Origin of the sequence: Kineococcus haloalkalitolerans (assembly GCF_050871905.1) — a bacterium.
Taxonomy (GTDB): domain Bacteria; phylum Actinomycetota; class Actinomycetes; order Actinomycetales; family Kineococcaceae; genus Kineococcus.
This window is the reverse complement of record NZ_JBJLSH010000001.1, coordinates 180,747-204,412: the sequence shown is the minus strand read 5'-3', so window position 1 is coordinate 204,412 and position 23,666 is coordinate 180,747. Positions and strand designations below refer to the sequence as shown.

The following is a 23,666-nucleotide window of genomic DNA, read 5'->3' as shown; positions in this document are numbered from 1 at the left end:
CCCCGTCACCGGTTCGGCGCCGGCTCACACGGGCGGGCGGTTGTCGAACCGGGCCCGGGGTCCCGCGGGCGGTCCCGTCTCAGCGGCCTCTCAGCGCCCGTCGGGCAGGGTCCCCCCGGTGCCCGCCGCAGCCCGCGGCGGACGAGCCAGGGGGAGGCCCGCGTGACGGTGGAGGGTGTCCGGCCGCGGCCGGGACGGGAGAGCACGGGGAGGGCCGCCAGCACCGGCGGGCACGGGCACGAGTTCCACCCGGACGTGGAGGGCCTGCGCGCCGTCGCGCTGTTCCTCGTGTTCTTCTCCGCCGCGGGCGTGCCGCGCCTGAGCGGCGGCGTGATCGGCGTCGACGCGTTCTTCGTCATCTCCGGGTTCCTCATCACCGGGCTGCTCGTGCGCGAGGTCGAGCGCACCGGCACCGTCTCGCTGGCGCGCTTCTACGCGCGCCGGGCGCGGCGCATCATCCCCAGCGCCGCGTTCGTGCTCACCGCCACGCTGGGCGCCGTCCTCGTGCTCGCGCCGGAGCTGGCCCGCGCCCTCGCGCGCGACGTCGTCGCCGCGTGCCTGCAGGTGGCGAACTGGTGGCTCCTGGTGGGGGACCTCGACGAGCTGTCCCCGCAGGCGGCGGCCAGCCCCGTCAAGCACTACTGGACCCTCGCGGTGGAGGAGCAGTTCTACGTCCTGTGGCCGCTGCTGGTCATCGCCGTCACGGCCCTGGCCCGCCGGCGCGGGTGGCCGCTGCGCCGCAGCCTGTTCGGCGCGCTGCTCGGCCTGTCGGCGGTGTCCCTGGCGGTGTCCGCGCTCGTCACCCCGGCGGCGGAGCTGCTCGGCTACCTGGGCACCGGCTCGCGCGCCTGGCAGTTCGGCGCGGGCGGTCTGCTGGCCCTCGCCGCCCCGCGCGTCGTGGTGGCCTGCCGCGCGCCGGGGGTGCGCCGCGCCGTCGTCGCCGCCGGCTGGGCGGGGGCCCTGGCGCTGGGCACCTCGGCGCTGTGGGTGGTCTCGCTGCCGTACCCGGGCACGGTCGCGCTCGTGCCGACGCTGGGCGCCGTCGCGGTGATCGCGGCCGGCTGCGCGGGCACCGGCCGCGGCACCGTGGGCTCCGTCCTGTCGCACCCCGTCCTGCGGTTCTGCGGGCGGCTGTCCTACGTCTGGTACCTGTGGCACCTGCCGGTGGTCCACCTGGCCCACGAGGCCGGGGTGCCCGACGCCTGGCGGGTCAACCTCGTCCTCGCGGTCCTGTCCGGCCTGCCCGCCCTCGCGACCATGCTGCTCGTCGAGCGCCCGCTGCGCTTCTCCCCGCTCGTGGCCCGCTCGGACCGGCGCGGCCTGCTCACCGGCCTGGTCGCCACCGCCGTGCCGCTGACGCTGGCGGCCGCCGTCCTGGTCACCACCTGACCGCTGCACCGGGCTCGCCGCGCCCCGCCCGGCACACTGGCGAGGTGCCCGCCCGCCCCTCCCCGCGCCGCGCCTGGCGCGCCGCGGGCGTGCAGGTCCGCTCCGCCGTGGCCGCCACCGTCCTGCTCGGCCTGCTCGTGGTGGCCGGCAGCGGCCTGGGCCTGCTGGTGCTGCGCGACTCCCTGTACGAGGCCGTCGAGGCGTCCGGGTCCGTGCAGGCCCGCCTGGTGCGCCTCAGCGTCACCGGCGAGCTGCTGCGCGCCGGGCCCGAGCGCACCGACGACGACGCCCGCGAGGCCCTGGACCGCGCGGTCGGCGCCGACGACGACCGCGGCTCCCTCGTGCAGGTCGTGCGCCAGGACGACGTGGTCGTCGCCGCCAGCCGCGACGTCGCCGGCCTCGGCCCCCTCAGCGACGCGCGGCCCCGGGTGGCCGAGGTCGCCCAGGAGCGCCGCGAGGAGCCCGCGCTGGGGCCGGGCCGGTGGTTCGCCACGACGCTGGGCGCCGCCGCCGACGACGAGTACTACCGGGTCGTGGTCCTCCAGCGCGGGACCTCGGCGGAGTCGACGCTGCGCACCGCCACCGCGATCGTCGCCGTCGCCGCCCCCGCCCTGCTCGTGGCCGTCGCCGCCGCCACCTGGGTGTTCGTCGGGCGCAGCCTGCGACCCGTGGAAGCCATCCGCCGCACCGTGGAGGGCATCGGCGCCGGTCACCTCGACGGGCGCGTGCCCGTCCCGGACGGCCGCGACGCCGTCGCCCGCCTGGCCGAGACGATGAACGCCATGCTGGCGCGGCTGGAGGCCTCCCAGCGCGCGCAGCGGCGCTTCGTCGCCGACGCCAGCCACGAGCTGCGCAGCCCCGTGGCGACCCTGCGCGCCGCCGCCGAGGTGTGGGCCGACCACCCCGGCACCTCGTCCCCGGAGGAGTTCGCGGCCCTCGTGGAGGACGAGAGCGCTCGCCTGGAGCACCTCGTGGCCGACCTGCTCGTCCTGGCCCGCGCCGACGAGGGCCGGCTGGCCAGCGTCCGCGGCGACGTCGACCTCGACGAGCTCGTGGGCGCCGAGGCGGCCCGGCTGCGCGCCACCACCGCCCTCGCGGTGCGGGTCGCGGCCGCCCCCGCGCGCGTGCACGGCGACGCCGCCCAGCTGGCGCGCGTCCTGCGCAACCTCACCGACAACGCCGCCCGGCACGCGCGCGGCGCCGTCGCGCTGGGCGTGCGCGCCGAGGGGGGCCAGGGGGGCATGGCGGTGCTGGAGGTCGCCGACGACGGGCCCGGGGTGCCGGCCGCCGAGCGCGCCCGCGTCTTCGACCGGTTCGTGCGCCTGGAGGAGGCGCGCGGGCGCGGCAGCGGCGGCACCGGTCTGGGCCTGGCGATCGTCGCCGAGCTCGTGGCCGCCCACGGCGGCACCGTCGAGGTGGACGACGCCCCCGGCGGCGGCGCGCTGTTCCGCGTGCGGCTGCCCGTCCCGCCCACCGGCTCGCCCGCGGACGCGGCTCAGCCCCCGTCGGCGGCCAGCCGGTAGCCGTGCCCGCGCACGGTCTGCAGGGCCTGCCGGCCGAACGGCGCGTCGACCTTGCGGCGCAGGTAGCCGACGTAGACCTCCACGACGTTCGGGTCCGGCTGCACCAGCGGGTCCCACACGGCCTCCAGCAGCGCCTGCTTGCTGAGGACCTCGTCCGGGTGGTGCAGGAAGTGGTGCAGCAGGGCGAACTCGCGCGCCGTCAGCGGCACCTCCACGTCGCCGCGCGCCACCCGCCGCGTCGAGGGGTCCAGCGTCAGGTCGCCCGCCGACAGCACCGCCGGGCGCGCCGGGGCGCCCCGGCGCAGCAGGGCGTGCACGCGCGCCACGAGGACGCGGAACGCGAAGGGCTTGCGCAGGAAGTCGTCCGCGCCGAGGTCGAACGCGTCCGTCTCGTCGTACTCGCCGTCCTTGGCGGTCAGGACGAGCACGGGCGTCCACACCCCCGCCGAGCGCAGGTCGCGGCACACCTCGTAGCCGTTGCGGCCGGGGAGCATGAGGTCCAGGACGAGCACGTCGTAGTCCTGCTCGCGCGCGCGCCGGTACCCCTCCAGGCCGTCGTGGGCGACGTCCACGGAGAAACCCTCGGCGACCAGCCCGCGCCGCACCGTCTCGGCCAGGCGCACCTCGTCCTCGACCAGCAGGACCCTCACGACCGCCCCCCGTCCGCGGACCACCGCCCGCCCGCCGAGCCTCGCACGGCGCCGGTGCCGCGGGCGCGCCCGGGCCGCGAGGACCGCCCGCCCGCCCCGCCCCGGGCACGCGCGGTGGCCCGACCTCGACGCTCGGCGACCGTTCCCCGACCGCTGCGCGACCGTCACCGGACGGTGATCCGGATCGGCCGGTTCCGAGTGGCCGAGGTCACTCCCCACCCCTACCGTCTCGACAGGAAGCGATCACCACGAAAGGACACGACCGTGCTGGGCACCATCATCGGACTCCTCGTCATCGGCCTCGTCGCCGGGTTCCTCGCCCGTGCGATCGTCCCCGGCAAGCAGTCCATGGGCATCGGCGGGACGATCCTGCTGGGTGTCGTGGGCTCGTTCATCGGCGGTTTCCTCGGCCGGGTCCTGTTCGGCAGCGGCGACAGCTTCGTGCAGCCGTCCAGCTGGATCGGCTCGATCATCGGCGCGATCATCGCGCTGCTGATCTGGACCCGCGTCGGCGGCCGCAGCCGCACCCGCGCCTGACACCTCGCGGCGCACGACCCGTCCGCTGAGCGCGGACGGGGACCGAGCACCCGTCCGGCCGCGGCCGCCCCTCAGCGCAGCAGGTTCGCGCTCGAGACGGTGGTCGCGGCCAGGACGAGGTGCTCGAACCGCTTCTGGTCCAGGCGCTTGGCCACCCACCGGCCGGCGAACGCCCCGGCCACCACGGCGGGCAGCAGCAGCAGGTCCAGCCGCAGCGAGTCCAGCGTGATGAGCCCCAGGCCCACGCTGAACGGCAGCTTGAACACGTTGACGATGAAGAAGAACCACGCGCCCGTGCCGAGGAAGGCCATGACGCCGAAACCCATCGTCAGCAGGTAGATCGACATCGCGGCGCCGCCCGCGTTGGCGACCATCGTGGTGAAACCGGCGACGAAGCCGAAGAACACCCCGACCGCGATCCGGCGCCCCCGCGAGGCGGGCACGACGTCCCCGGCGCGCTTCTGCCGGAACACCCGCACGTAGTGGATCACCACGAGGGCCAGCAGCACCCCGCCGATCGAGCGGCGCATCACGGTGTCGCTGACGGCGTCCACGAACGCCACGCCGACGAGGACGCCGACGGCCACCGACGGGAACAGCCGCAGCAGCAGCCCCCAGTCGGCGTGCCGGCGGTACACCGCCAGCGCGAACAGGTCGCCCACGATGAGCAGCGGCAGGATCGTGCCCGTCGACTCCTTCGCCGGCAGGACCGCCGCGAACACCGCCACCGCGATCGAGGCGGCCCCGCCCAGGCAGGTCTTGGCGAACCCGACGACGAGCGCGGCCAGCAGCAGGGCGACGAACCCGGTCGTCGTCACGTCCACGCGACGACCCCCGCCCGGTCGCGGCGGCTGGGCGGGGGCGGGGGTGGGGCGTGGCGCACCCCGCGAGCGTAGGGGGCGCGAGGATGGGGACCGTGCGGCTGCCCGACCCGACGCGACCCGGCGTGCTGCACCTGGACCTGGACGCCTTCTTCGCCGCCGTGGAGCAGCGCGACAAGCCGTCCCTGCGCGGCAAGCCCGTCGTCGTCGGCGGCACCGGCGGGCGGGGGGTCGTGGCCACCGCCTCCTACGAGGCGCGCGTCCACGGCGTCGGCTCGGCGCAGCCGATGGCGCAGGCGCGGCGGCTGACCCCGCACGCGGCGTTCCTGGCGGGCCGCTTCGAGGCCTACCGCGCCGTGTCGGCGCAGGTGATGGAGATCGCGCGGGAGCTGTCACCGCTGGTGGAACCGGTCTCCCTGGACGAGGCGTACGTGGACGTCGGCGCGGTCCTGCCCGGCGTGGACGCCGCGGCCGTCGCGGAGGTGGGCGCGGCGCTGCGCGCGCGGGTGCGCGCGGCGACCGGGCTGACGGTGTCGGTGGGGGCGGGAGCCAGCAAGTTCGTCGCGAAGATCGCCTCGGACGCCCGCAAGCCCGACGGGCTGGTCGTCGTGCCCCCGGCCGAGCAGGCCGCCTGGCTGGCGCCGCTGAGCGTGCGCGTCGTGCCCGGGGTGGGGGCGGTGACCGCCGAGCGGCTGGCCCGCAGCGGTGTGCGCACCGTGGCCGACCTGGCCGCCGCCGACGAGGGCGACCTGGTCCGGCTGCTGGGCCGCGCGCACGGCACGTCGCTGCGGGCGCTGGCCCGCGGGCACGACCCGCGCCCGGTCGTCAGCGAGCGGGAGGCGAAGTCGGTGTCGGCGGAGGAGACGTTCCCCGTCGACCTCACCGACCGCCGGGAGCTGACCGAGCGGGCGCGGCGGACGGCCGCCCGGGTCGCCTCCCGGCTGCTGGCGGACGGGCTGTCCGGGCGCACCGTCACCGTCAAGGTGCGCCGCTTCGACTTCACGACCGTCAGCCGCTCGCGCACCCTCACCCACGCCACGTCCTCGGCGCGCGAGATCGGCGGGCACGCCGCGGACCTGCTGGCCGGGGTGGACGTGGCCGACGGCGTGCGGCTGCTGGGGGTGGGCGTCTCGGGGCTGACCGAGTACGCGCAGGCGGACCTGCTGGCCGACCTGCTGCCGCCGCCGGGGGAGCCGGAGGAACCGGGGGACGGCTCCGCGGGCGGGGAGGTGGACGTGCCGGGCGCGGAGCCCGGGCCGGGGGCGGGGCCGGGACCGGAACCGGTGGGCGAGCCGGTGTGGCGTCCCGGGCAGGACGTCGTGCACGACGAGCACGGGCCCGGGTGGGTGCAGGGCTCGGGGGTGGGACGGGTCACCGTGCGCTTCGAGGGCCCGCACACGCCCGTGGGGCGGGTGCGCACCTTCCGGGTCGGCGACCCGGCCCTGCGGCCCGGCCCGCCCCCCGTGTGGGACCCGGACCGTGACGCACCGGGGTGAACAGACTGCGCTCCGTGGGTGAACTCCCAGCGCGGGCACAGGTGCGGGTGGCACCCTCGGTGACCGGGCCGGACGCGGGGGGCGTCCGGCCCGTGTCCCGACCGCACCGGCCGGGACGCCGGGACGACGCGGTGGGGGAACGGGCATGGGTGCGGGCACCAGGGCCGGCAGCGGGTACGAGGTCCAGCGGATCACGGTCGACGACGTCACCGACGCGCTGCGCGCCGAGTGGTACGGCCTGGTCGGGCGCCAGGGCGCGCCCGCGAACCCGTTCTGCTCGCCGCTGTGGGTGGAGCACCACTACCGCACGGCGGTGCCCGACCGGGCGCACCAGCACCTGCTGCTCGTGCGCGACGGCGCCGGCCGCCTGGCCGGGGTGGCGCCCTTCCACGAGCAGGTCGTGGGCCCGGCCCGCCTGCCGCTGGGCCGTCGCCTCGTCCTCGTCGGCTACGGCCGCCCCGGACCGCTGGAGCTGCCGCAGGTCCTCGCGCCCACCGACCCGCGCGGCGTCCACCAGGCCGTCGTGCGCGCCACCCGCGACGTGCCCGGCGTGGACTGGGCGGAGCTGTCGATGGCCCGCGACGACGCCTGGTTCGAGCCCGCCTGGGTGGAGGAGACCACCGCCGCGGCCCCGCACTCCGCCCACCGGGCCGCGCGCGCCTGCGTCGTGCTGCCGCTGGAGGGCGGCTGGGACCAGGTGCGCGCCGGTTTCAAGCGCAACCTCAAGGAGAGCCTGCGCCGCAGCCGCAACCGCCTGACCCGCACGGGCCGCGACTGGAGCGTGCGCGTGCTGGAGGGCGCGGAGGTCGACGACGCCGCCGTGCAGCGCCTGTTCCGGCTCCACGCGGCGCGCGCCGGGTTCGGCGGCAGCACCTCCACCCACCCCGACGCCTACGCCGACCCGGCGGTGCGCGAGCCGCTGCGGGCGCTGCTGCCGCGGCTGGCCGGGGCCAAGGAGGCGAGCCTGACCGAGCTCGTCGTGGACGGCGACGTCGTCGCCTCGCAGCTGGCCCTGCACGCGCCCGGCACGGCGTACGTGCACTCCTCCGGCCTGGACCCGGCGTACTGGGAGTTCTCGGCCGTCACGCTGCTGCAGGCCGCGGTGGTCCAGGCCGCCGCCGAGCGCGGGGACGCGTTCGTGAACTTCTCGCCCGGCCCGAACGTGGCGAAGATGCGCTGGAGCGAGCGCGTGCACGTGCAGGACGACGTCGCCTACGCCACCGGTTCGCGCGCCTCCGCGGTGCGCTACGCGGCGTTCTCCCAGCTGGCGGCCCTCAAGCAGGTGCGGCACGCCGTGGCGGTGGCCCGCGCCAACAGCCCACGCCCGGCGCCCGGCACGCCGTCCTGATCCTGTCGCTGCCGGCGGCGAGCCCGCTGGCGCTCGTCCCGCTGCGCCGGTTCCTCGCCGCCCACGCCGTCCCCGGGCTGGAGCGGCACGACCCGGTCACCGGCGAGCACGTCCGGCTGGTGCCCGGGCCCGGCGGGCCGGTGGCGGTGAGCGTCCGGCTGGGCGGGGACGGGCCGGCCGGCGCCGTCGAGGTGGAGGTCGTCGACGGTCCGGACGGGGTGGACCTGACGGACCTGGCGGCGCGGGTCGCCCGCTGGCTCGACCTGGACGCCGACACCCGCGCGCCGGAGGCCGCGCTGGCCGGCGACGAGCTGCTCGCCCCGCTGGTGCGGGCCCGCCCCGGCCTGCGGGTGCCGCGCGCCGTGGACGGCGCCGAGACCGCGTTGCTGACCGTCCTGGGCCAGCAGGTGTCGCTGGCCGCCGCCCGCACGTTCGCCGGCCGCCTCGTCGCCGCCCACGGGCGGCCGGGCCCGGACGGGCTGCGCGCCTTCCCCGAGCCGGCCGTCCTGGCCGCGGCCGGGCCCGAGGCGCTGCGCGCCGTCACCGGGGTCACGGGCGCGCGCGCCCGCACCCTGCACGCCCTGGCCGCGGCCCTGGCGGACGGGCTGGTGCTGGACGCCGCCGACCGCGCCGGCACGCGCGCGGCGCTGCTCGCCCTGCCGGGCGTCGGGCCGTGGACGGCCGACTACGTCGCGCTGCGGGTGCTCGGCGACGACGACGTGTTCCTCGACGGCGACCTGGTGGCCCGCCGCGCCGTGGGGGACCTGCCCGCCGCGCAGGTGCGCCGCCGGGCCGCGGCGTGGTCGCCGTGGCGCAGCTACGCGCTGCTGCACGTGTGGACGGGCGCGGTCTTCGCCTGAACCCACCGGCGGTGGTCGCGGACGGTCGCGGCCGGTGTCGGTAGCGTGATCGCGTGGACGGGACCGTGGTCGTGACGGGTGGCAGCCGGGGCATCGGCGCGGCGGTCGTGCGGGCGCTGGCCGCCCGCGGCACCCCCGTGTGCTTCAGCTACGCCACCCACCGCGAGGCCGCCGAGGCCGTCGTCGCGCAGGCCGAGGAGCTGGGCACGACCGCCGTCGCGGTGCGCGCCGACGTCGCCGAGGAGGCCGACGTGCGCCGCCTGTTCGCCGCCGCCGACCGCCTCGGCCCGCTGGCGGGCCTGGTGAACAACGCCGGGCAGGTCGCCGCGCAGTCGCCCGTCGTGGACCTGGAGCCGGCGCGGATCCGCCGCCTGCTCGACGTCAACGTCCTCGGCGCGTTCCTGTGCGCGCAGGAGGCCGTGCGCCGCCTCGTGCCGGCCGGCGGCGGGACGGTCGTCAACGTGTCCTCGCGCGCGGCCGTGCTCGGCGGGGCGGGCGAGTACGTCGACTACGCCGCGTCCAAGGCCGCGGTCGACGCGCTGACGGTCGGGCTGGCGCGGGAGGTCGGGCCGGCCGGGGTGCGGGTGGTCGGCGTGCGCCCGGGGCTGATCCGCACCGACATCCACGCGGGCGCGGGGGAGCCGGGCCGGGTGGAGCGGCTGGCCCCCACGGTGCCGCTGGGCCGCGGCGGTGAGGCCGACGAGGTCGCCGAGGCCGTCGTGTGGCTGCTGTCGGAGGCCGCCTCCTACGTCACCGGCACGACCCTCGACGTCTCCGGCGGTCGCTGACCCCCGACGCCCCCAGGACGCCCCGGACCCCCCGCCCCTCCGAGCCCCCTCGTCCCTCCGGCCCCACCCCTCCGTGATCTTGCAGGGAGACCCAGCAAGATCACGGTGATCATGGACGGGTGAGTGGTCAACCGTCCATGATCACGGCAGGGGGTCGGGGAGGAGCGGCGGGGGGCTCGGGAGGGCGGCGAGCACCGGGCGGTCAGCCGCGGACGAGGCCCCGCACACCGCCGCCGACGAGCGTCGCGACGTTCAGCATGGAGTTCGGCAGCCCCGGACCCCCGGGGGCGGCGACGTAGCAGGTCCGCCACTCGGGCAGGAAGCCCTGCTTGAACGCGCGCAGCCCCTTGAAGTTGTAGAACTGCTCGCCGTGCGTCCACAGCAGGTGGCCGATCCGGTCCCAGAACGGGGCGGTCGCGTCGGTGCGCAGCCCCGACAGCGGGGCCATGCCGAGGTTGAACGACGTGAAGCCCCGCTCCTTCGCCCACAGCATCGACTCCACGAACAGGAACGTCATCACGGTGCCGGGGCCGTCGGGCAGCCGCCGCATCAGGTCGACCTGCACCTCGCGCCCGTCCGCGCTGGTCCACAGCGTGGCGAACGCGACGACGCGCTCCTGCTGGCGCACCACGACCAGCGGGAACCGCCGCACGTAGTCCTCGTCGAAGGCGCCGAGGGAGAACCGCTTCTCCTTGCCGTTGCGCTGCTCCAGCCAGGCGTCCGAGACCTCCCGCAGCGCGGGCAGCAGCGGCTCGACGTCCCCGGGCGCGACGAACTCCACGGACATCCCCAGCCGCGCGGACTTGTTGCGGCAGTTGCGCAGGTTCACCCGGGCCTTGCCGGTGAGGGTGAACTCCTCCAGGCCGACGACGGCCTCCTCCCCGAGCTTGGCCAGGCTCAGCCCGCACCGGCGGTACAGCTCGGCGTGCTCGGCGCGGACGTTGTAGAACACCGGCCGCCCGCCGTGGCGGTCGACCTCCTCCACGAACCCGAGGACGAGGTCGGGGACGTCGTCGGGGTCCCCGACGGGGTCGCCCATGACGACCCAGCTGCGGCCCTCCACCTGGTACATGAGGAAGGCGTCGCCGCCCGGGCTGACGTGGAACCGCTTGTCCCCGGTGAACGCGAGCTGCGCCAGGCACGGGCCCGAGCGGGCGACGATGTCGCTGACCAGGGCCATCTGGTCCTCGTCCACGGTGTGCGGGGCCAGGGCCCGGGACCGGTGGACCCACCGCACCAGGAGGACGACCCCGACCGTGCCGGCCGCCATGAGCAGCCGGTCGACGGCCGAGGCCCCGTCCGCGAACGGTGCCGCCAGCAGCGGGGCGTCCCCGGGGCCGCCGGCGCGGCTGGACTCCTGCCACCAGACCGCCGCCCCCAGCAGGGCGGTCGCGGCACCGGCCAGGACCAGGCTGCGCGGCCGCACGCAGAGGGTGCCGCGGTGGAACGCCGGGCGGGCCGGCACGAGCAGCAGCGACAGCCCGCCGGTCACGACGGCCAGCACCAGGTCGCCGTGGGCGGCGGCGACGAGGGTGACCCCGGCCAGCAGCGCGACCGCGGCCGCCCAGGCGGCCTTCAGGCGGCGGTGCAGGCCGCGGGCCGTCAGGAGGGTGGCGAGCCCGGCCAGGCTGATGGTGACGGCCGACAGGTCCAGCGACCACGGCCCGGGCAGGTCCCCGACGAGGAGCATGAACACGCCCGCTCCGGCCGCGGCCAGCGCCAGGACCGAGGGGGTCAGGACCGAGGGGGTCAGGACCGAGGGGGTCAGGACCGAGGGGGTCAGCACCGTGCGGGCGCGTCCGGCCGCACGGGCCTGCCGGGCCTCGTGGACGACGAGCAGCGCGGCGGCCAGCACCAGGGGCAGGACGAAGTAGGCCAGCCGGTAGGCGACCAGCGCCACCGCGAGGTCCGCGGGCGGGGTCGTCGGCCCGAGCAGCACCACGAGCGTCGCCTCGAAGACGCCCAGGCCGCCGGGGACGTTGCTCACCAGGCCGGCGACGGTGGCGATCGAGAACGCCACGGCGAACGGCAGGAACGCCGGCCGGTCCCCGGCGGGCAGCAGCACGTGCAGGACGGCGGCCATCGTCAGCCACTCCACCGTGGACAGCGCGACCTGCGCGAGCGCCAGCGCGGGCGCGGGCCTGTCGACGCGCCACCCGCGCACGCCGATCGGCCGGCGCCCGGCGAACGCCCACAGCAGGTACCCGGCGACCGCGGCCAGCAGCACGCCCCCGAGGGCGGCGACCGCGGGCGCGGGCAGCCGCAGGGCCGCGCCGACCCCGGCGGGGTCGTGGACCATCCCGCCGCCGGCCAGGACCGCGACGCCCAGGACCAGGGTGACGAGGTTGAAGCCGATGATCCGGGTGATGGCGAACCCGGGCACCTGCCAGCCGGAGTAGACCCGCGCGCGCAGCGCGGCCCCCACCACGGCCGAGGCGCCGAGGTTGTTGCCGAAGGCGGTGGCGATGAACGAGGCGAGGCCGTAGCGGCGGTAGGGCAGGCGGTGCTCGACGTAGCGCAGCGCCAGCGCGTCGTACCCGGTCATCGCCACGTAGGAGGCCGCGGTCGTGGCCAGCGCGGCGGCGACCACCCCCGGTCCGAGCGCCAGCAGGTCCGCGCCGAGCTGCTCCCAGGACAGGTCCCGGAACGTGCGGTGCAGCAGCACGGCGGCGGCCACCAGGAGCCCCGCCACCAGTGCCGGGGCGAGGGCTCGGCGCAGCGGGCCGGGCGACGGCCTGGACGGGGAGCTCACCCCTGAGCAGTCGGCGGATCCGCGGTCCTCCTTGACGGGGCGGCTCGCGGTGCGACGCGGTCGGGAGGCGCCGGCCGGCCGTGCCCCCTCGTCGCGTCCGCACCCCCACGGCCCGCCCACCCCCGCCGTGATCTTGCAGGGTTTCCCAGCGAGATCACGGTGATCATGGATGGGTGAACGTTCCACCGTCCATGATCACGGCGGGGGAGGGGGTCTCGGACGAGGTGCCGCGGGGCGCGGGGCGGGGGGAGGATCAGCGGGCCAGCAGGTCCGGGCTGGCCAGGACGAGGTCGCGGAAGGCGGCGGCCACCCGGGGGAGGGGCGCGTCGCGGTGCACGAGGCCCAGGGTGCGCGAGCGCGTCGGCCCGGTCAGCGGGCGCTCCACGACCCCCGCGACGTCCGCGCCGCCGGGGCCGGGCGCCGGTGGCAGCACCGCCACCCCCAGGCCCGCGGCGACCAGCCCGCGCACGGTGCCCGCGTCCTCGCCCTCGAAGGCGATCGCGGGGGCGATGCCGGCCTCGGCGAACATCGCCTCGGCCGTCTCGCGCAGCCCGTAGCCGGGTTCGAAGACGACGAACGGCTCGTCCCCGGCGTCGCGCAGCGCCACCGTCCGCGAGCGCGCCAGCCGGTGCCCGGGCGGCAGGGCGAGCACGAGCGGCTGCTCGACGAGGGCGTGCGCGCGCAGCCCGGCCCGTGCGGGCAGCGGCGAGGTCAGCACGAGGTCCAGCTCCCCGGCGGCCAGGGCGCCCAGCAGCGTCCCGGCCGCGCCCTGCACGAGGGAGAACCGGGCGCCCGGACGGGTGGCGCGGAAGGCGCGCACGAGCGCGGGCACGGCCGCCGGGCCGAGGGTGTGCAGGAACCCCAGCGCGACGCGGCCGGTGCCGGGGGCGTCCTCCTCGCGCACCCGCCGCACGCCCTCGTCCAGCTCGGCGAGCGCCCGCCGCGCCGCCGCGGCCAGCTGCCGCCCGGCGCGGGTCAGCCGGACGCCGCGGCCCTCGGCGACGACGAGCGGCACCCCGACGGCGTCCTGGACGCGGGCCAGCGCCCGGCTGGCGGTCGGCTGCCCGAGGCCGAGCTCGGCCGCGGCGCGGGTGACGTGCTCGTGGTCGGCGACGGCCACGAGGACCCGCAGGGGCCCGGCGAGCGCGCGCAGGACGTCGCCGGTCGTGTCGTCCACGGCACCACGATCGCATGAGTCCGGGCTGACGGATGCATTGGACGCATGAGAAGCCCGATGCCTACCGTCAGGCGGGTGGACACCGCAGCGCCCTGGACGGGGCACCCGCACGGCAGCCGCGGGTACCGGCGCGCCACCCTGGCCCTGTCCGCCGCGGGCGTGGCGACCTTCGCGCAGCTGTACTCGGTGCAGGCCGTCCTGCCCGCGCTCGCCGACGAGTGGGGCGGCACCGCCTCGCACGCGGCGCTGTCGGTGTCCGTGGCCACCGGGGCGCTCGCGGTGTCCGTCGTGGGCTGGAGCGCGCTGGCCGACCGGGCCGGGCGGGTCCCCGCCATGGCGCTCTCGCTGCTGGTGGCGACCGCCGTCGGCCTGGCCGTGCCGCTGGCCGGCGGCCTCGGGCAGCTGCTGGTGCTGCGGGCCCTGCAGGGCGCCGCGCTCGGCGGGCTGCCCGCCGTGGCGATGGCCTACCTCGCCGAGGAGCTGCGCGGGCGCGACGTGGCCCCCGCCGCGGCCGCCTACGTCGCCGGGACGTCGCTGGGCGGGCTCTCCGGGCGCCTGGTCTCCAGCGCCGTGGCCGACCTGGCCGGCTGGCGCTGGGGCGTGGCCGCCGTCGCCCTGCTGGCCGCCGCGGCCACCGCCGTCTTCGCCGCCCTCGTCCCGCGCGCCCGCGGGTTCGCGCGCCGCCGCCGCGCCGACGGCGGGCCGCGCCTGGCCCACCGCGTGCGCGCGGCCCTGGCCGCGCCCGGCCTGCTCGCCCTCTACGCCCAGGCGCTGCTGCTCATGGGCGGGTTCGTCACCGTCTACAACTACCTGGCCTTCCGGCTGCTGGACGCGCCGTACTCGCTGTCGCAGACGCTCGTGGGCTCCCTGTTCGTCGTCTACCTGGCGGGCACGTGGAGCTCGGCGGCCGCCGGGCGGTGGGCGGCGCGCGCGGGCCGGCTGCGGGTGCTCACCGTCGCCGTCGCGCTGTTCGCGGCCGGCACCGCGCTGACGGCCGCGGCGCCGCTGCCGCTGGTGGTGGCCGGGCTCGTCGTCCTCACCGCCGGGTTCTTCGCCGCCCACGCCGTGGCCAGCGGCTGGGTCGGCGCGCTGGCCCCGCCCGGCGTGCGGGCGCAGGCCTCGGCCCTCTACACGTTCGGCTACTACGCCGGCTCCGGTCTGCTGGGCTGGCTGGGCGGGTACGCGTTCGCCGCGGGCGGCTGGCCGGCGGTCGTCGCGGCCGTCGTCGCCTGCGCGGTGCTCGCCCTGGTCCTCGCCCTGCTCGCCCTGCGCGGTGCCGGCACCGCTCCCGGCGCCCGCGACGCGAGGCGCACCCGCCGCGCACGGGCCAGCATGGGCGCGTGAGCGCGCGCGAGCTGGACCGCCTGCAGGACCTCGTCGCCGCCGGGGGCGTGGCCGTCCTCGCCGGCGCGGGCCTGTCCACCGACTCCGGCATCCCCGACTACCGCGGCCCGAACGGCTCGCTGCAGCGGCACACCCCCATGACGTACCAGGAGTTCACCGGCTCGGCGGAGGCCCGCCGCCGGTACTGGGGTCGCAGCCACGTCGGCTGGGAGCACTTCCGCCGCGCCGAGCCCAACAGCGGGCACCGGGCCGTCGCCGCGCTCGGCGCCGCCGGGCTCGTCACCGGCACGATCACCCAGAACGTCGACGGGCTCGACCTGGCCGCCGGCTGCCGCGGCGTCGTCGAGCTGCACGGCAACCTCGACCGGGTCGTGTGCCTGTCCTGCGGGGAGGTCACCTCCCGCGCCGAGCTCGCCGGGCGCCTGGCCGCCGCGAACCCCGGGTTCGGCGCGCGCGTGCAGCAGCTGCACGCCCTCAACCCCGACGGCGACGCCGACCTGAGCGCCGAGCAGCTGGAGGGCTTCCGCACCGTCCCCTGCCGCCGTTGCGGCGCCGACGCCCTCAAGGCCGACGTCGTCTTCTTCGGCGAGACCGTCCCGAAGGACCGCGTCGAGGCGTCCTTCGCGCTCGTCGACGCCGCCGACGCCCTCCTCGTCCTCGGCTCCTCCCTGACCGTCATGTCCGGGTACCGGTTCGTCCTGCACGCCGCGAAGCGCGGCACCCCCGTCGCCGTCGTCAACGCCGGGCCCACCCGCGGCGACGCGAAGGCCGACGTGCGCGTCGACGCCCCCCTCGGCGACGTCCTGCCGCGCCTGGCCGCGGCGCTCGCCCCCACCGGCTGACCCGGGCGCCCCGGACCGGCGGTGGCAGGATGCGCCGCACGAGCAGCGAGGAGGCGCGCGTGGACCTGGTCCTGGGTGTGGACGTCGGCACAGGCAGCAGCAAGGGGGTGCTCGCCACCCTCGACGGCCGCGTCGTGCACCGCGCGTCCGTGCCCCACCGCACCGACTTCCCCCGCCCCGGCTGGGTCGAGCACGACGCCGACGGCGTCTGGTGGCACGACCTCGTCGTCCTCGCCCGCGAGCTGACCGGGCGGATCGTCGAGACGGGCGACCGCGTCGTGGCCGTGTGCGCCTCCGGCATCGGGCCCACCGTCCTGCTGGCCGACGCCGACGGCCGCCCCCTGCGCCCGGCCGTCCTGTACGGCGTCGACACCCGCGCCGTGGCCGAGGCCGCCGAGCTGGAGGAGCGCTACGGGCGCGAGGACCTGCTGGAGCGCTGCGGGTCCGTCATGTCCTCCCAGGCGGCCGGCGCCAAGATCGAGTGGCTGCGCCGGCACGAGCCGGAGGTGTTCTCCCTCGCCCGCTACTTCTTCATGGCGAACTCCTACCTGGCGTTCCGGCTGACCGGCGAGCACGTCCTGGACCACCACTCCGCCAGCCAGACCACGCCCCTGTACGACCGGCACGCGCGGACGTGGATCGAGGACCGCTGCGCCGAGGTCGCCCCCGGGCTGCCGGTGCCGCGGCTGGTGGACCCGTCCGAGCGGGTCGGCACCGTCACCCGCGAGGCCGCCCGCGAGACCGGGATCCCCGAGGGCACGCCCGTCGCCGCCGGCACCGTCGACGCCTGGGCCGAGGCCGAGAGCGTCGACGTCGGCGAACCCGGCGACCTCATGGTCATGTACGGCTCCACGACGTTCTTCGTCGCCGTCACCGACGGCCCGCGCACCCACCCCGCGCTGTGGGGCACGGCCGGCGTGCGGCCGGGGCAGTCGACGTTCGGGGCGGGCATGGCCAGTTCCGGCAGCGCCGTGGAGTGGTGGCGCACCACCGTCGGCTCGCCCGACGTCGCCGAGCTCGTCGAGCGCGCCGCGCAGGTGCCCGCCGGCTCCAACGGCCTGCTCGCCCTGCCCTACTTCGCCGGCGAGCGCACCCCCTTCGCCGACCCCGACGCCCGCGGCGCCCTCCTCGGGCTGACCCTGCGCACCACGCCCGCCGAGGTGCACCGGGCGCTGCTGGAGGCCACCGCGTACGGCGTGCGGCACAACGTGGAGGCGCTCGCGGCCGCCGGCGCGGACGTGCGCCGCGTCGTCGCCGTCGGCGGCGGGACCGGGTCGGCGCTGTGGCCGCAGATCGTCAGCGACGTCACGGGGCTGGAGCAGGAGGTGCCGGCCGTGCGGATCGGCGCCTCCTTCGGGGACGCCAAGCTCGCGGCCGTGGCGATCGGCGCGGTCGACGTCGACGCGCGGTGGAACGCCGTGGAGTCGGTGACGCGGCCGCGCCCGGACGACGCGCAGGTGTACGCGCAGCTGTACCCGGCCTACCGGGAGCTGCACGAGCGCACCGCGGACCTGCAGCACCAGCTCGCCGCGCTGGAGCGGGTGACGCGCCGGTGAGGCCCGTGCGGCTGGCGCTGGCCGGCGCCGGGTACCGCGCCGGCATGCACCTGCGGGTGGCCGCCCGGCTGCCGGAGGTGTTCGAGGTCAGCGGGGTCCTGGCCCGCGGACCGGCCGCCGCGCAGCGCGTCGCGCCGTTCGGCGTCCGCGTCCACGACGGCCTGGAGGGCCTGCTGGCCGACCGCCCCGACGTGGTGGTCACGGCGCTGCCGGCGCGCGAGAACGAGCGGCTGGTCGCCGAGGCCGTCGCGGCGGGCGCGCACGTGCTGTCCGAGACGCCGCCGGCCGCGGACCTGGACGGCCTGCGGCGGCTGTGGGCCGAGGTCGGGGCGTCCGCGCGCGTGCACGTGGCCGAGCAGTACCCCTCGGTGCCGTTCAACGCCGCCCGCCGCGCGCTCGTCGAGCGCGGCCTGCTCGGCGAGGTGACGAGCGTGCAGGTGTCCTCCACGCAGTACCACCACGCGGCGGCGCTCGTGCGCGACCTGCTGGGCCGCCCGACCGGCCCGGTCGAGGTGCGGGCCGTGGAGCTGACCGCGCCGCTGGCCGACCCGGTGGGCCGGGCCGGCTGGTCCGGCGACGCGACCCCGCGGCCCCTGGCCACGACGATCGCCGTGCTCGACCTCGGCGACGGCCGGCACGGCCTGTACGACTTCACCGAGACGCAGACCCGCAACCCGCTGCGCGCCCGGCGGACCGTCGTGCGCGGGACCCTCGGGGAGGTCGTCGACGAGCGCGTGGTGCGGCTGGTGGACCCGCTCACCGTCGTGGAGTCGGCGCTGGTGCGCCGCCAGACCGGCTGGCACCAGGACGTCGAGGGCTTCGCCCTGCAGCACGTGTCCCTCGACGGTGAGGTGCTGTGGCGCAACCGGTTCGCGCCCGCCCGGTTGAACGACGAGGAGGTCGCCGTGGCCACGGTCCTGCTGAGCGCGGGCGAGCACGCGCGCGGGGAGGGCCCCGGCCCGTACCCGCTGGCGCAGGGCGCCCAGGACCACCTGCTCGGCCTGGCCGTGCGCGAGGCCGCGGCGACCGGGCGGCCCGTGCGCACCGCCCGCGAGGCCTGGGGCTGAGCGCCGTCCGCGCCGGCCGGCCGCCGCGCCGGGGCGCAGCGGCCGGGTGACGGTGGTTCCCGCCGGGGCCCGCGTGGCGCACACTCGAGGCATGTCACCACGTGCGAGCACGCCCCGCCGTCACCTGCCGACCAGCCCGTTCCAGCCCGCACCGCCGGCCCCGCGCAGCGAGGAGTTCGCCCCCGGCGACCGCGTGACCCACGACCGCCACGGCATGGGGACCGTCGTCTCCGTCGAGGCCGACGACTGGTGCACCGTGCGCTTCTCCTCCGGGGAGCTGCGCCGGGTCGCCGGGCTCACGCTCGGGAAGCTCTGAGCCCGGCCCGCGCCGGGCGCTGTCAGCCCTGGCCGGCGACCGGGGTGCAGAGCTCCGCGCGCACGCCGGTGACGAGCTCGCGCACGCGCTCGAGGAACGCGGCCGTGGCGGGGCGGGCCTCGTGGGCGCGGTGGGCGTCGCGGTCGCGGTAGACCTCGTGGAAGACCCGCGCCAGCGGCTCGTCGTCCACGGTCATCGGGGTGTACACGAGGGTGCCCTCCTCCTCGGCGAGGATCCCGGGCACGGTGGCGGCGACGAGCTGGTCGAACTCGGCCGCGGCGGCCTCGTCGCGCAGGTCGAACCGGACGACGATGACGAAGGTGCTGTCCACGGCCCCACCGTCCCACGGTCCCGCCGCAGCCGCCCGCCCCGCTCCGGCCCGCTCCCCGCCTCTCCGCTCCCCGCCTCTTGCCCCTCGCTCCCCACCCCACCGTGATCTCGCTGGGAATCCCTGCGAGATCACGGCGGGGGAGGAGCGGAGCGGCGCTGGACGGGGTGCGGCGCTTCAGGGCAGGTGGGGGACGGGCGGGGTCGCGTCGAGGGCGTCGGGCGAGGGGGCGCGGTCGCCGGCGGAGCTGGCGCGCACGACGAGCTGCGGGGCGACGACCACGGTGCGGTGCACGTGCCCGGCCTCGTGCGCGGCCTCCTCCAGCAGCAGCCGGACGGCGGCCCGGCCGACCTCCTGGCCCGTCAGGTGCACCGACGTCAGCGGCACGGCGCCGCCCCAGCCGCGGGTGTCGTAGTCGCAGCCCATGACGGCGACGTCGCCCGGCACGTCCAGGCCCGCGGCCAGCAGCTCCTGCACGACCGTCATCGCCAACAGGTCGGTGACGGCGATGACCGCGCGGGGGCGCCGGCGCGCGGGCATCGCGGCGATCTCGCGGCCGGCGGCCCGCCCGCCGGAGGGCCGCACGTCCTCGGTGGCCACCTCCAGCAGGCTCGCGCGGCCTCCCGCCTCGGCGACGGCGCGACGCGCACCGGCGAGCCGGTCGCGCACCGGCTGCAGGTGGGTGTGGTTGGCGCCGACGAAGGCCAGGCGCCGGAACCCCAGCCCGAGCAGGTGCTGCGCGGCCAGGTGGCCGACGCGGTCGTTGTCGACGAGGACCGTGCACAGGTCGTCGCGGCCGGTGTCGTAGTTGACGAGGACGACGGGTGTGCCGTGCCGGCGGGCGCGGTCGACGGTGGTGCCGGGGTCGGCCATGGGGGAGAGCAGGACCCCGGCGACGCGGGTGCGGTCCAGGAACTCCAGGTGGGTGGCCTGCAGGTCGTCGTCGTTGTCGCTGTCGGCGGTCAGCAGGGTCGTCCCGCGCGCGTACGCCTCGCGCTGGGCGCCGCGCGCGATCTCGACGAACAGCGTGTTGCCGAGGTCGGCGACGACCAGGCCCAGCGTGCTGCTGCGGCCGGCGACGAGGGTGCGGGCGTTGGCGTTGGGGGTGAACCCCAGCTCCTCGATGACGGCCTCGACCTTCTCGCGGGTCGCCGGCCGCACCCGCTCGGGGTGGTTGAGGACGTGGGAGACGGTGCCGACGGACACGCCGGCCCGGGCGGCCACGTCGGTCACGCTGGGCGTGCGCCGCCCGTCGCTGCTCGGCACCCGGCGAGGGTACCGACGGGCGGTGCCGGGGGCGTTGACACGTCCCCGGGCCACCCCTAGCGTCGTCGTTGAAGGGTTTCAGAGCCACCGTCCGGTGGCACGCGCTCGACGAGGAGACGACCCCGTGACGACCCCCGCGCCCGCCCGCACCGACGCCCGCACCGACGTGGTCGTCACCGACCTGCGCGCCGAGCAGCTCGACCCGCCCGTGGGCCTGGGCACCGCGACGCCCCGGCTGTCGTGGGTCGCCCGCCCCGCCGGCCCGGCGCCCGCCGGCTGGCGGCAGAGCGCCCACGAGGTGCGCGTCGTGCCCGACCCGCCCTCCGGCCCCGCCGGGACCGCGTGGGAGAGCGGGCGCACCCCCTCCGGGGACGGCGTGCTCGTCGACTGGCCCGCCGCGCCGCTGACCTCGCGCGCGCGGGTCCTGGTGCAGGTGCGCCTGTGGAGCGCCGACGACGAGCGCCCCACGGCGTGGAGCCTGCCGCTGGCCGTGGAGACCGGGCTGCTGGAGCCGGACGACTGGACGGCCGTGCCCGTCGGCCCGGACACCGGGGCCGACCCCGCGCAGGACCACCGGCCCGTGCTGCTGCGGCGGGGTTTCGCCGTCGACGGGGACGTGGTCCGCGCGCGCCTGCACGTGACCGCCCACGGGTTGCTGGAGGCCGAGCTGAACGGCGTCCGCGTCGGCGACGAGGAGCTGGCCCCGGGCTGGACCAGCTACCACCACCGCCTGCGGTACCGCACCCACGACGTCACCGCCCTCGTGCGGAGGGGGGAGAACGCGCTCGGCGCGTGGCTGGCCGACGGCTGGTACCGCGGCAAGTTCGGCATCCGCGGGGCGAACCGCAACCTGTACGGCGAGCGCACCGCGCTGCTGGCGCAGCTGGAGGTCGACCTGGCCGACGGCCGCCGCCTCGTCGTGGGCACCCACCCGGGGACGGGGGAGGACGGCCGCGCGTGGCGGGCCGCGGACAGCCCGGTGCTGGCGGCGAACCTGTACGACGGCGAGACGTACGATGCGCGCGAGGAGCTCCCCGGCTGGAGCGCGCCGGGGTTCGACGACGCGGCCTGGACGGGGGTGCGCCCGTACGAGCGCGACCGGGCCACCCTGGTGGCCGCGGACGGCCCGCCGGTGCGCTGCACGCAGGAGCTGCGGCCGGTGGCGGTGCTGACCAGCCCGAGCGGGCGCACCGTCCTGGACTTCGGGCAGAACTTCGCCGGCCGGGTGCGCATCCGCGTGCGCGGGGCGGCGGGGCAGCGGGTGCGGCTGCGCCACGCGGAGGTGCTGCAGGACGGGGAGCTGTTCACCCGGGCGCTGCGCACGGCCGCCGCGACCGACGAGTACGTGCTGGCCGGGCGCGGCGAGGAGGTGTGGGAACCCCGCTTCACCGTCCACGGGTTCCGCTACGTCGAGGTCACCGGCTGGCCGGGCGCGCTCGGCGACGGCGACGTCGTGGCCCGCGTCCTGCACTCGGACATGAGGCGCACGGGGTGGTTCACGTGCTCGGACGCGCGGGTGGACCGGCTGCACGAGAACGTCGTGTGGAGCACGCGCTCGAACTTCCTGGACGTGCCGACGGACTGCCCGCAGCGCGACGAGCGGCTGGGCTGGACCGGCGACATCCAGGTGTTCGCGCCGACGGCGGCGTCCCTGCACGACGTCGGGGGTTTCCTGTCCTCGTGGCTGGCGGACGTGGCCGCGGAGCAGTTCGAGGACGGCACCGTGCCCTGGTACGTCCCGGACGTGCCGGGCGGCGACGTGTGGACGCCGGCGCGGCCGGGCGCGGTGTGGGGCGACGTCGCGGTCCTGACGCCGTGGGTCCTGTACGAGCGCTACGGCGACACCGGGGTGCTGCGCCGCCAGTACGACAGCGCGAAGCGGTGGGTGGACCTGGTGGCCCGCCTCGCCGGTCCGGGCCGGCTGTGGGACAGCGGGTTCCAGCTCGGCGACTGGCTGGACCCGGCGGCCCCGCCGCAGGACCCGGCGGACGCGCGCACCGACCGCTACCTGGTGGCGACGGCGTACTTCGCGCGCTCGGCGCAGGTCCTGTCGCAGATCGCGGGTGTCCTCGGGCACGACGACGACGCGACGTCCTACGACGCGCTGGCGCGCGAGGTGCGCAGCGCGTTCGTCAAGGCGTACGTGCTGCCCGGCGGGCGGCTGACGAGCGACGCGCAGACGGCGTACGCGCTGGCGGTCGTGTTCGACCTGCTGCCCGACGAGGCGTCGCGCCGCGCCGCGGGCGACCGGCTGGCGGAACTGGTCGCCGAGGCGGGCCACCGCATCGCCACGGGTTTCGCCGGCGTCAACCTCGTCACCGACGCGCTGTCGCTGACCGGGCACGACGACGCCGCGCTCGGGATGCTCACCGAGACCGGCTGCCCCTCCTGGCTGTACCAGGTGCTCATGGGGGCGACGACGACGTGGGAGCGCTGGGACGGCCTGCTGCCCGACGGCACGCCGAACCCGGGCGAGATGCTGTCGTTCAACCACTACGCGCTCGGGTCGGTGGCCGACTGGGTGCACCGCACCGTCGGCGGCCTGGCGCCCGCCGCGCCCGGGTACCGGGAACTGCTGGTGCGTCCCCGCCCCGGCGCCGGCATCACCTCGGCGTCGGTGCGGCACGAGACCCCGCACGGCACCGCCGCGGTGTCCTGGCGGGTGCGCGACGGCGTCCTCGCCGTGGACGTCCACGTCCCGCTCGGGGTGAGCGCGGTGCTGGACCTGCCGGGCGCCGAGCGCACCCGCGTGGGCGCCGGGTCGCACCACGTGGAGGTGCCGGCGGCGTGAGGACCGGCGGGTGGGCCCCCGCACCGGGGGCCCACCCGCTCACGCCACCGAGAACCCGCCGTCGACCTTCAGGTCCTGCCCGTTGACCATCGCGGAGGCGTCGGAGGCGAGGAACACCACGGCGTTGCTGACGTCGGCCGGTTCGGCGAAGTGCCCCAGCGGGATCCGCGCGAGCATGGGCGCGGCCTTGACCTCCTCGCCCCAGACCCGCTGCCCCATCTCCGTCATGACGACGGTCGGGCTGACGGTGTTCGCCCGCACGCCCGACGGTCCCAGTTCCAGCGCCAGGACCTTCGTCGCCATGTTCAGCGCGGCCTTGCTCGTGGAGTAGGCGTAGTGCTCGGCCAGCGCGAGCGAGCCCGCCAGCGAGGAGACGTTGACGACGCTGCCGCCCCCGGCCGCCGCCATCGCCCGCCCGATCCGCGAGCCCAGCAGCGCGGGCGCGCGCACGTTCACCGCCATCGTCAGGTCCCAGGTGTCCGCGTCGACGTCGACGGCCATCTGCGGGAAGGAGATCCCGGCGTTGCTGACGAGGACGTCCAGGCCGCCGAACGCCGCCAGGGACTCCTCCGCCAGGCGCTCCACGTCCGCGGCCCGCGCCAGGTCGGCGGTGACGACGGCGGTGCGCACGCCGTGCTCGCGGGTCACGGCCTGCGCCAGCGGTTCCAGCGCGGCCGCCGAGCGGGCGGACAGGACGAGGTCGGCGCCGGCGGCGGCCAGGGCGCGCACCACGTCGGTGCCGATGCCCTGCGAGGCGCCGGTGACGAGGGCGCGCTTGCCGGTGAGGTCGAACGGGGTGCTCACGGGGGTCCTCC

General features: G+C 77.4%; 20 protein-coding genes. 13 read left to right on the top strand and 7 right to left on the bottom strand.

Annotation, left to right across the window (positions count from 1 at the left end):
* Positions 1–162: 162 nt before the first annotated feature.
* Positions 163–1,389: an acyltransferase family protein gene (locus tag ACRYMY_RS00950; protein WP_432545379.1), complete on the top strand. Its 1,227-nt coding sequence runs from the start codon at positions 163–165 to the stop codon at positions 1,387–1,389.
* 44 nt (positions 1,390–1,433) lie between these two features.
* Positions 1,434–2,912, top strand: coding sequence for an ATP-binding protein (locus ACRYMY_RS00945; protein WP_432545378.1), 1,479 nt, complete (start codon positions 1,434–1,436; stop codon positions 2,910–2,912).
* Here the strand turns inward: ACRYMY_RS00945 and ACRYMY_RS00940 are convergent.
* Positions 2,885–3,562 carry a response regulator transcription factor gene (locus ACRYMY_RS00940; protein ID WP_432545377.1) on the bottom strand — a complete coding sequence of 226 codons (678 nt, stop codon included), beginning with the start codon at positions 3,560–3,562 and terminating at the stop codon, positions 2,885–2,887. The two genes, ACRYMY_RS00945 and ACRYMY_RS00940, sit on opposite strands and share 28 nt — an antisense overlap.
* Before the next feature lie 264 nt (positions 3,563–3,826).
* Here ACRYMY_RS00940 and ACRYMY_RS00935 point away from each other — a divergent pair, with 264 nt between their 5' ends.
* Positions 3,827–4,099, top strand: coding sequence for a GlsB/YeaQ/YmgE family stress response membrane protein (locus ACRYMY_RS00935; protein WP_369053172.1), 273 nt, complete (start codon positions 3,827–3,829; stop codon positions 4,097–4,099).
* A 71-nt stretch (positions 4,100–4,170) separates the two neighbouring features.
* Here ACRYMY_RS00935 and ACRYMY_RS00930 read toward each other — a convergent pair whose 3' ends face one another.
* Positions 4,171–4,923 carry a sulfite exporter TauE/SafE family protein gene (locus ACRYMY_RS00930; RefSeq protein WP_432545376.1) on the bottom strand — a complete coding sequence of 251 codons (753 nt, stop codon included), beginning with the start codon at positions 4,921–4,923 and terminating at the stop codon, positions 4,171–4,173.
* Positions 4,924–5,006: 83 nt separating this feature from the next.
* Between ACRYMY_RS00930 and ACRYMY_RS00925 the strand changes: the two genes are divergently transcribed.
* From ACRYMY_RS00925 to ACRYMY_RS00910, 4 genes are all read left to right on the top strand, one after another.
* Positions 5,007–6,416, top strand: a complete 1,410-nt coding sequence (locus tag ACRYMY_RS00925; RefSeq protein WP_432545375.1) for a DNA polymerase IV — start codon at positions 5,007–5,009, stop codon at positions 6,414–6,416.
* 145 nt (positions 6,417–6,561) lie between these two features.
* Positions 6,562–7,764 carry a GNAT family N-acetyltransferase gene (locus ACRYMY_RS00920; RefSeq protein WP_432545374.1) on the top strand — a complete coding sequence of 401 codons (1,203 nt, stop codon included), beginning with the start codon at positions 6,562–6,564 and terminating at the stop codon, positions 7,762–7,764.
* Positions 7,761–8,624 (top strand): DNA-3-methyladenine glycosylase family protein, encoded by an 864-nt coding sequence (locus ACRYMY_RS00915; RefSeq protein WP_432545400.1) that lies wholly within the window; start codon positions 7,761–7,763, stop codon positions 8,622–8,624. The genes ACRYMY_RS00920 and ACRYMY_RS00915 overlap by 4 nt, the downstream gene beginning before the upstream one ends.
* 53 nt (positions 8,625–8,677) lie before the next feature.
* Positions 8,678–9,412 carry an SDR family oxidoreductase gene (locus ACRYMY_RS00910; RefSeq protein ID WP_432545373.1) on the top strand — a complete coding sequence of 245 codons (735 nt, stop codon included), beginning with the start codon at positions 8,678–8,680 and terminating at the stop codon, positions 9,410–9,412.
* A 202-nt stretch (positions 9,413–9,614) separates the two neighbouring features.
* Here ACRYMY_RS00910 and mprF read toward each other — a convergent pair whose 3' ends face one another.
* Together mprF and ACRYMY_RS00900 are read right to left on the bottom strand one after the other, a co-directional pair.
* Positions 9,615–12,164 carry a bifunctional lysylphosphatidylglycerol flippase/synthetase MprF gene (gene mprF / locus ACRYMY_RS00905; protein ID WP_432545372.1) on the bottom strand — a complete coding sequence of 850 codons (2,550 nt, stop codon included), beginning with the start codon at positions 12,162–12,164 and terminating at the stop codon, positions 9,615–9,617.
* Between the two features lie 253 nt (positions 12,165–12,417).
* A complete protein-coding gene (locus ACRYMY_RS00900; protein WP_432545371.1) occupies positions 12,418–13,341 on the bottom strand; it encodes a LysR family transcriptional regulator in 924 nt (307 codons plus the stop codon).
* Positions 13,342–13,416: 75 nt separating this feature from the next.
* Between ACRYMY_RS00900 and ACRYMY_RS00895 the strand changes: the two genes are divergently transcribed.
* The 5 genes from ACRYMY_RS00895 (at position 13,417) to ACRYMY_RS00875 (ending at position 18,466) form a co-directional block, all read left to right on the top strand.
* Positions 13,417–14,685: an MFS transporter gene (locus tag ACRYMY_RS00895; RefSeq protein ID WP_432545370.1), complete on the top strand. Its 1,269-nt coding sequence runs from the start codon at positions 13,417–13,419 to the stop codon at positions 14,683–14,685.
* Positions 14,682–15,527 (top strand): NAD-dependent protein deacetylase, encoded by an 846-nt coding sequence (locus tag ACRYMY_RS00890; protein WP_432545369.1) that lies wholly within the window; start codon positions 14,682–14,684, stop codon positions 15,525–15,527. Before ACRYMY_RS00895 ends, ACRYMY_RS00890 begins: the two co-directional genes overlap by 4 nt.
* Positions 15,528–15,586: 59 nt before the next feature.
* Entirely contained in the window at positions 15,587–17,083 is a 1,497-nt protein-coding gene (locus ACRYMY_RS00885) for an FGGY-family carbohydrate kinase (RefSeq protein WP_432545368.1), read from the top strand.
* Positions 17,080–18,150 (top strand): Gfo/Idh/MocA family protein, encoded by a 1,071-nt coding sequence (locus ACRYMY_RS00880; protein ID WP_432545367.1) that lies wholly within the window; start codon positions 17,080–17,082, stop codon positions 18,148–18,150. Before ACRYMY_RS00885 ends, ACRYMY_RS00880 begins: the two co-directional genes overlap by 4 nt.
* Positions 18,151–18,241: 91 nt before the next feature.
* Positions 18,242–18,466, top strand: coding sequence for a hypothetical protein (locus ACRYMY_RS00875; RefSeq protein ID WP_432545366.1), 225 nt, complete (start codon positions 18,242–18,244; stop codon positions 18,464–18,466).
* Between the two features lie 22 nt (positions 18,467–18,488).
* Here ACRYMY_RS00875 and ACRYMY_RS00870 read toward each other — a convergent pair whose 3' ends face one another.
* Positions 18,489–18,797, bottom strand: a complete 309-nt coding sequence (locus tag ACRYMY_RS00870) for a putative quinol monooxygenase (RefSeq protein ID WP_432545365.1) — start codon at positions 18,795–18,797, stop codon at positions 18,489–18,491.
* A gap of 174 nt (positions 18,798–18,971) precedes the next feature.
* Positions 18,972–20,060 (bottom strand): LacI family DNA-binding transcriptional regulator, encoded by a 1,089-nt coding sequence (locus ACRYMY_RS00865; RefSeq protein ID WP_432545364.1) that lies wholly within the window; start codon positions 20,058–20,060, stop codon positions 18,972–18,974.
* A 124-nt stretch (positions 20,061–20,184) separates the two neighbouring features.
* On the opposite strand from ACRYMY_RS00865, the gene ACRYMY_RS00860 reads away from it, so the two are divergent.
* Entirely contained in the window at positions 20,185–22,851 is a 2,667-nt protein-coding gene (locus ACRYMY_RS00860; protein ID WP_432545363.1) for a family 78 glycoside hydrolase catalytic domain, read from the top strand.
* A gap of 39 nt (positions 22,852–22,890) precedes the next feature.
* On the opposite strand, the gene ACRYMY_RS00855 is transcribed toward ACRYMY_RS00860, so the two are convergent.
* Entirely contained in the window at positions 22,891–23,655 is a 765-nt protein-coding gene (locus ACRYMY_RS00855; protein WP_432545362.1) for an SDR family NAD(P)-dependent oxidoreductase, read from the bottom strand.
* Positions 23,656–23,666: the final 11 nt, after the last annotated feature.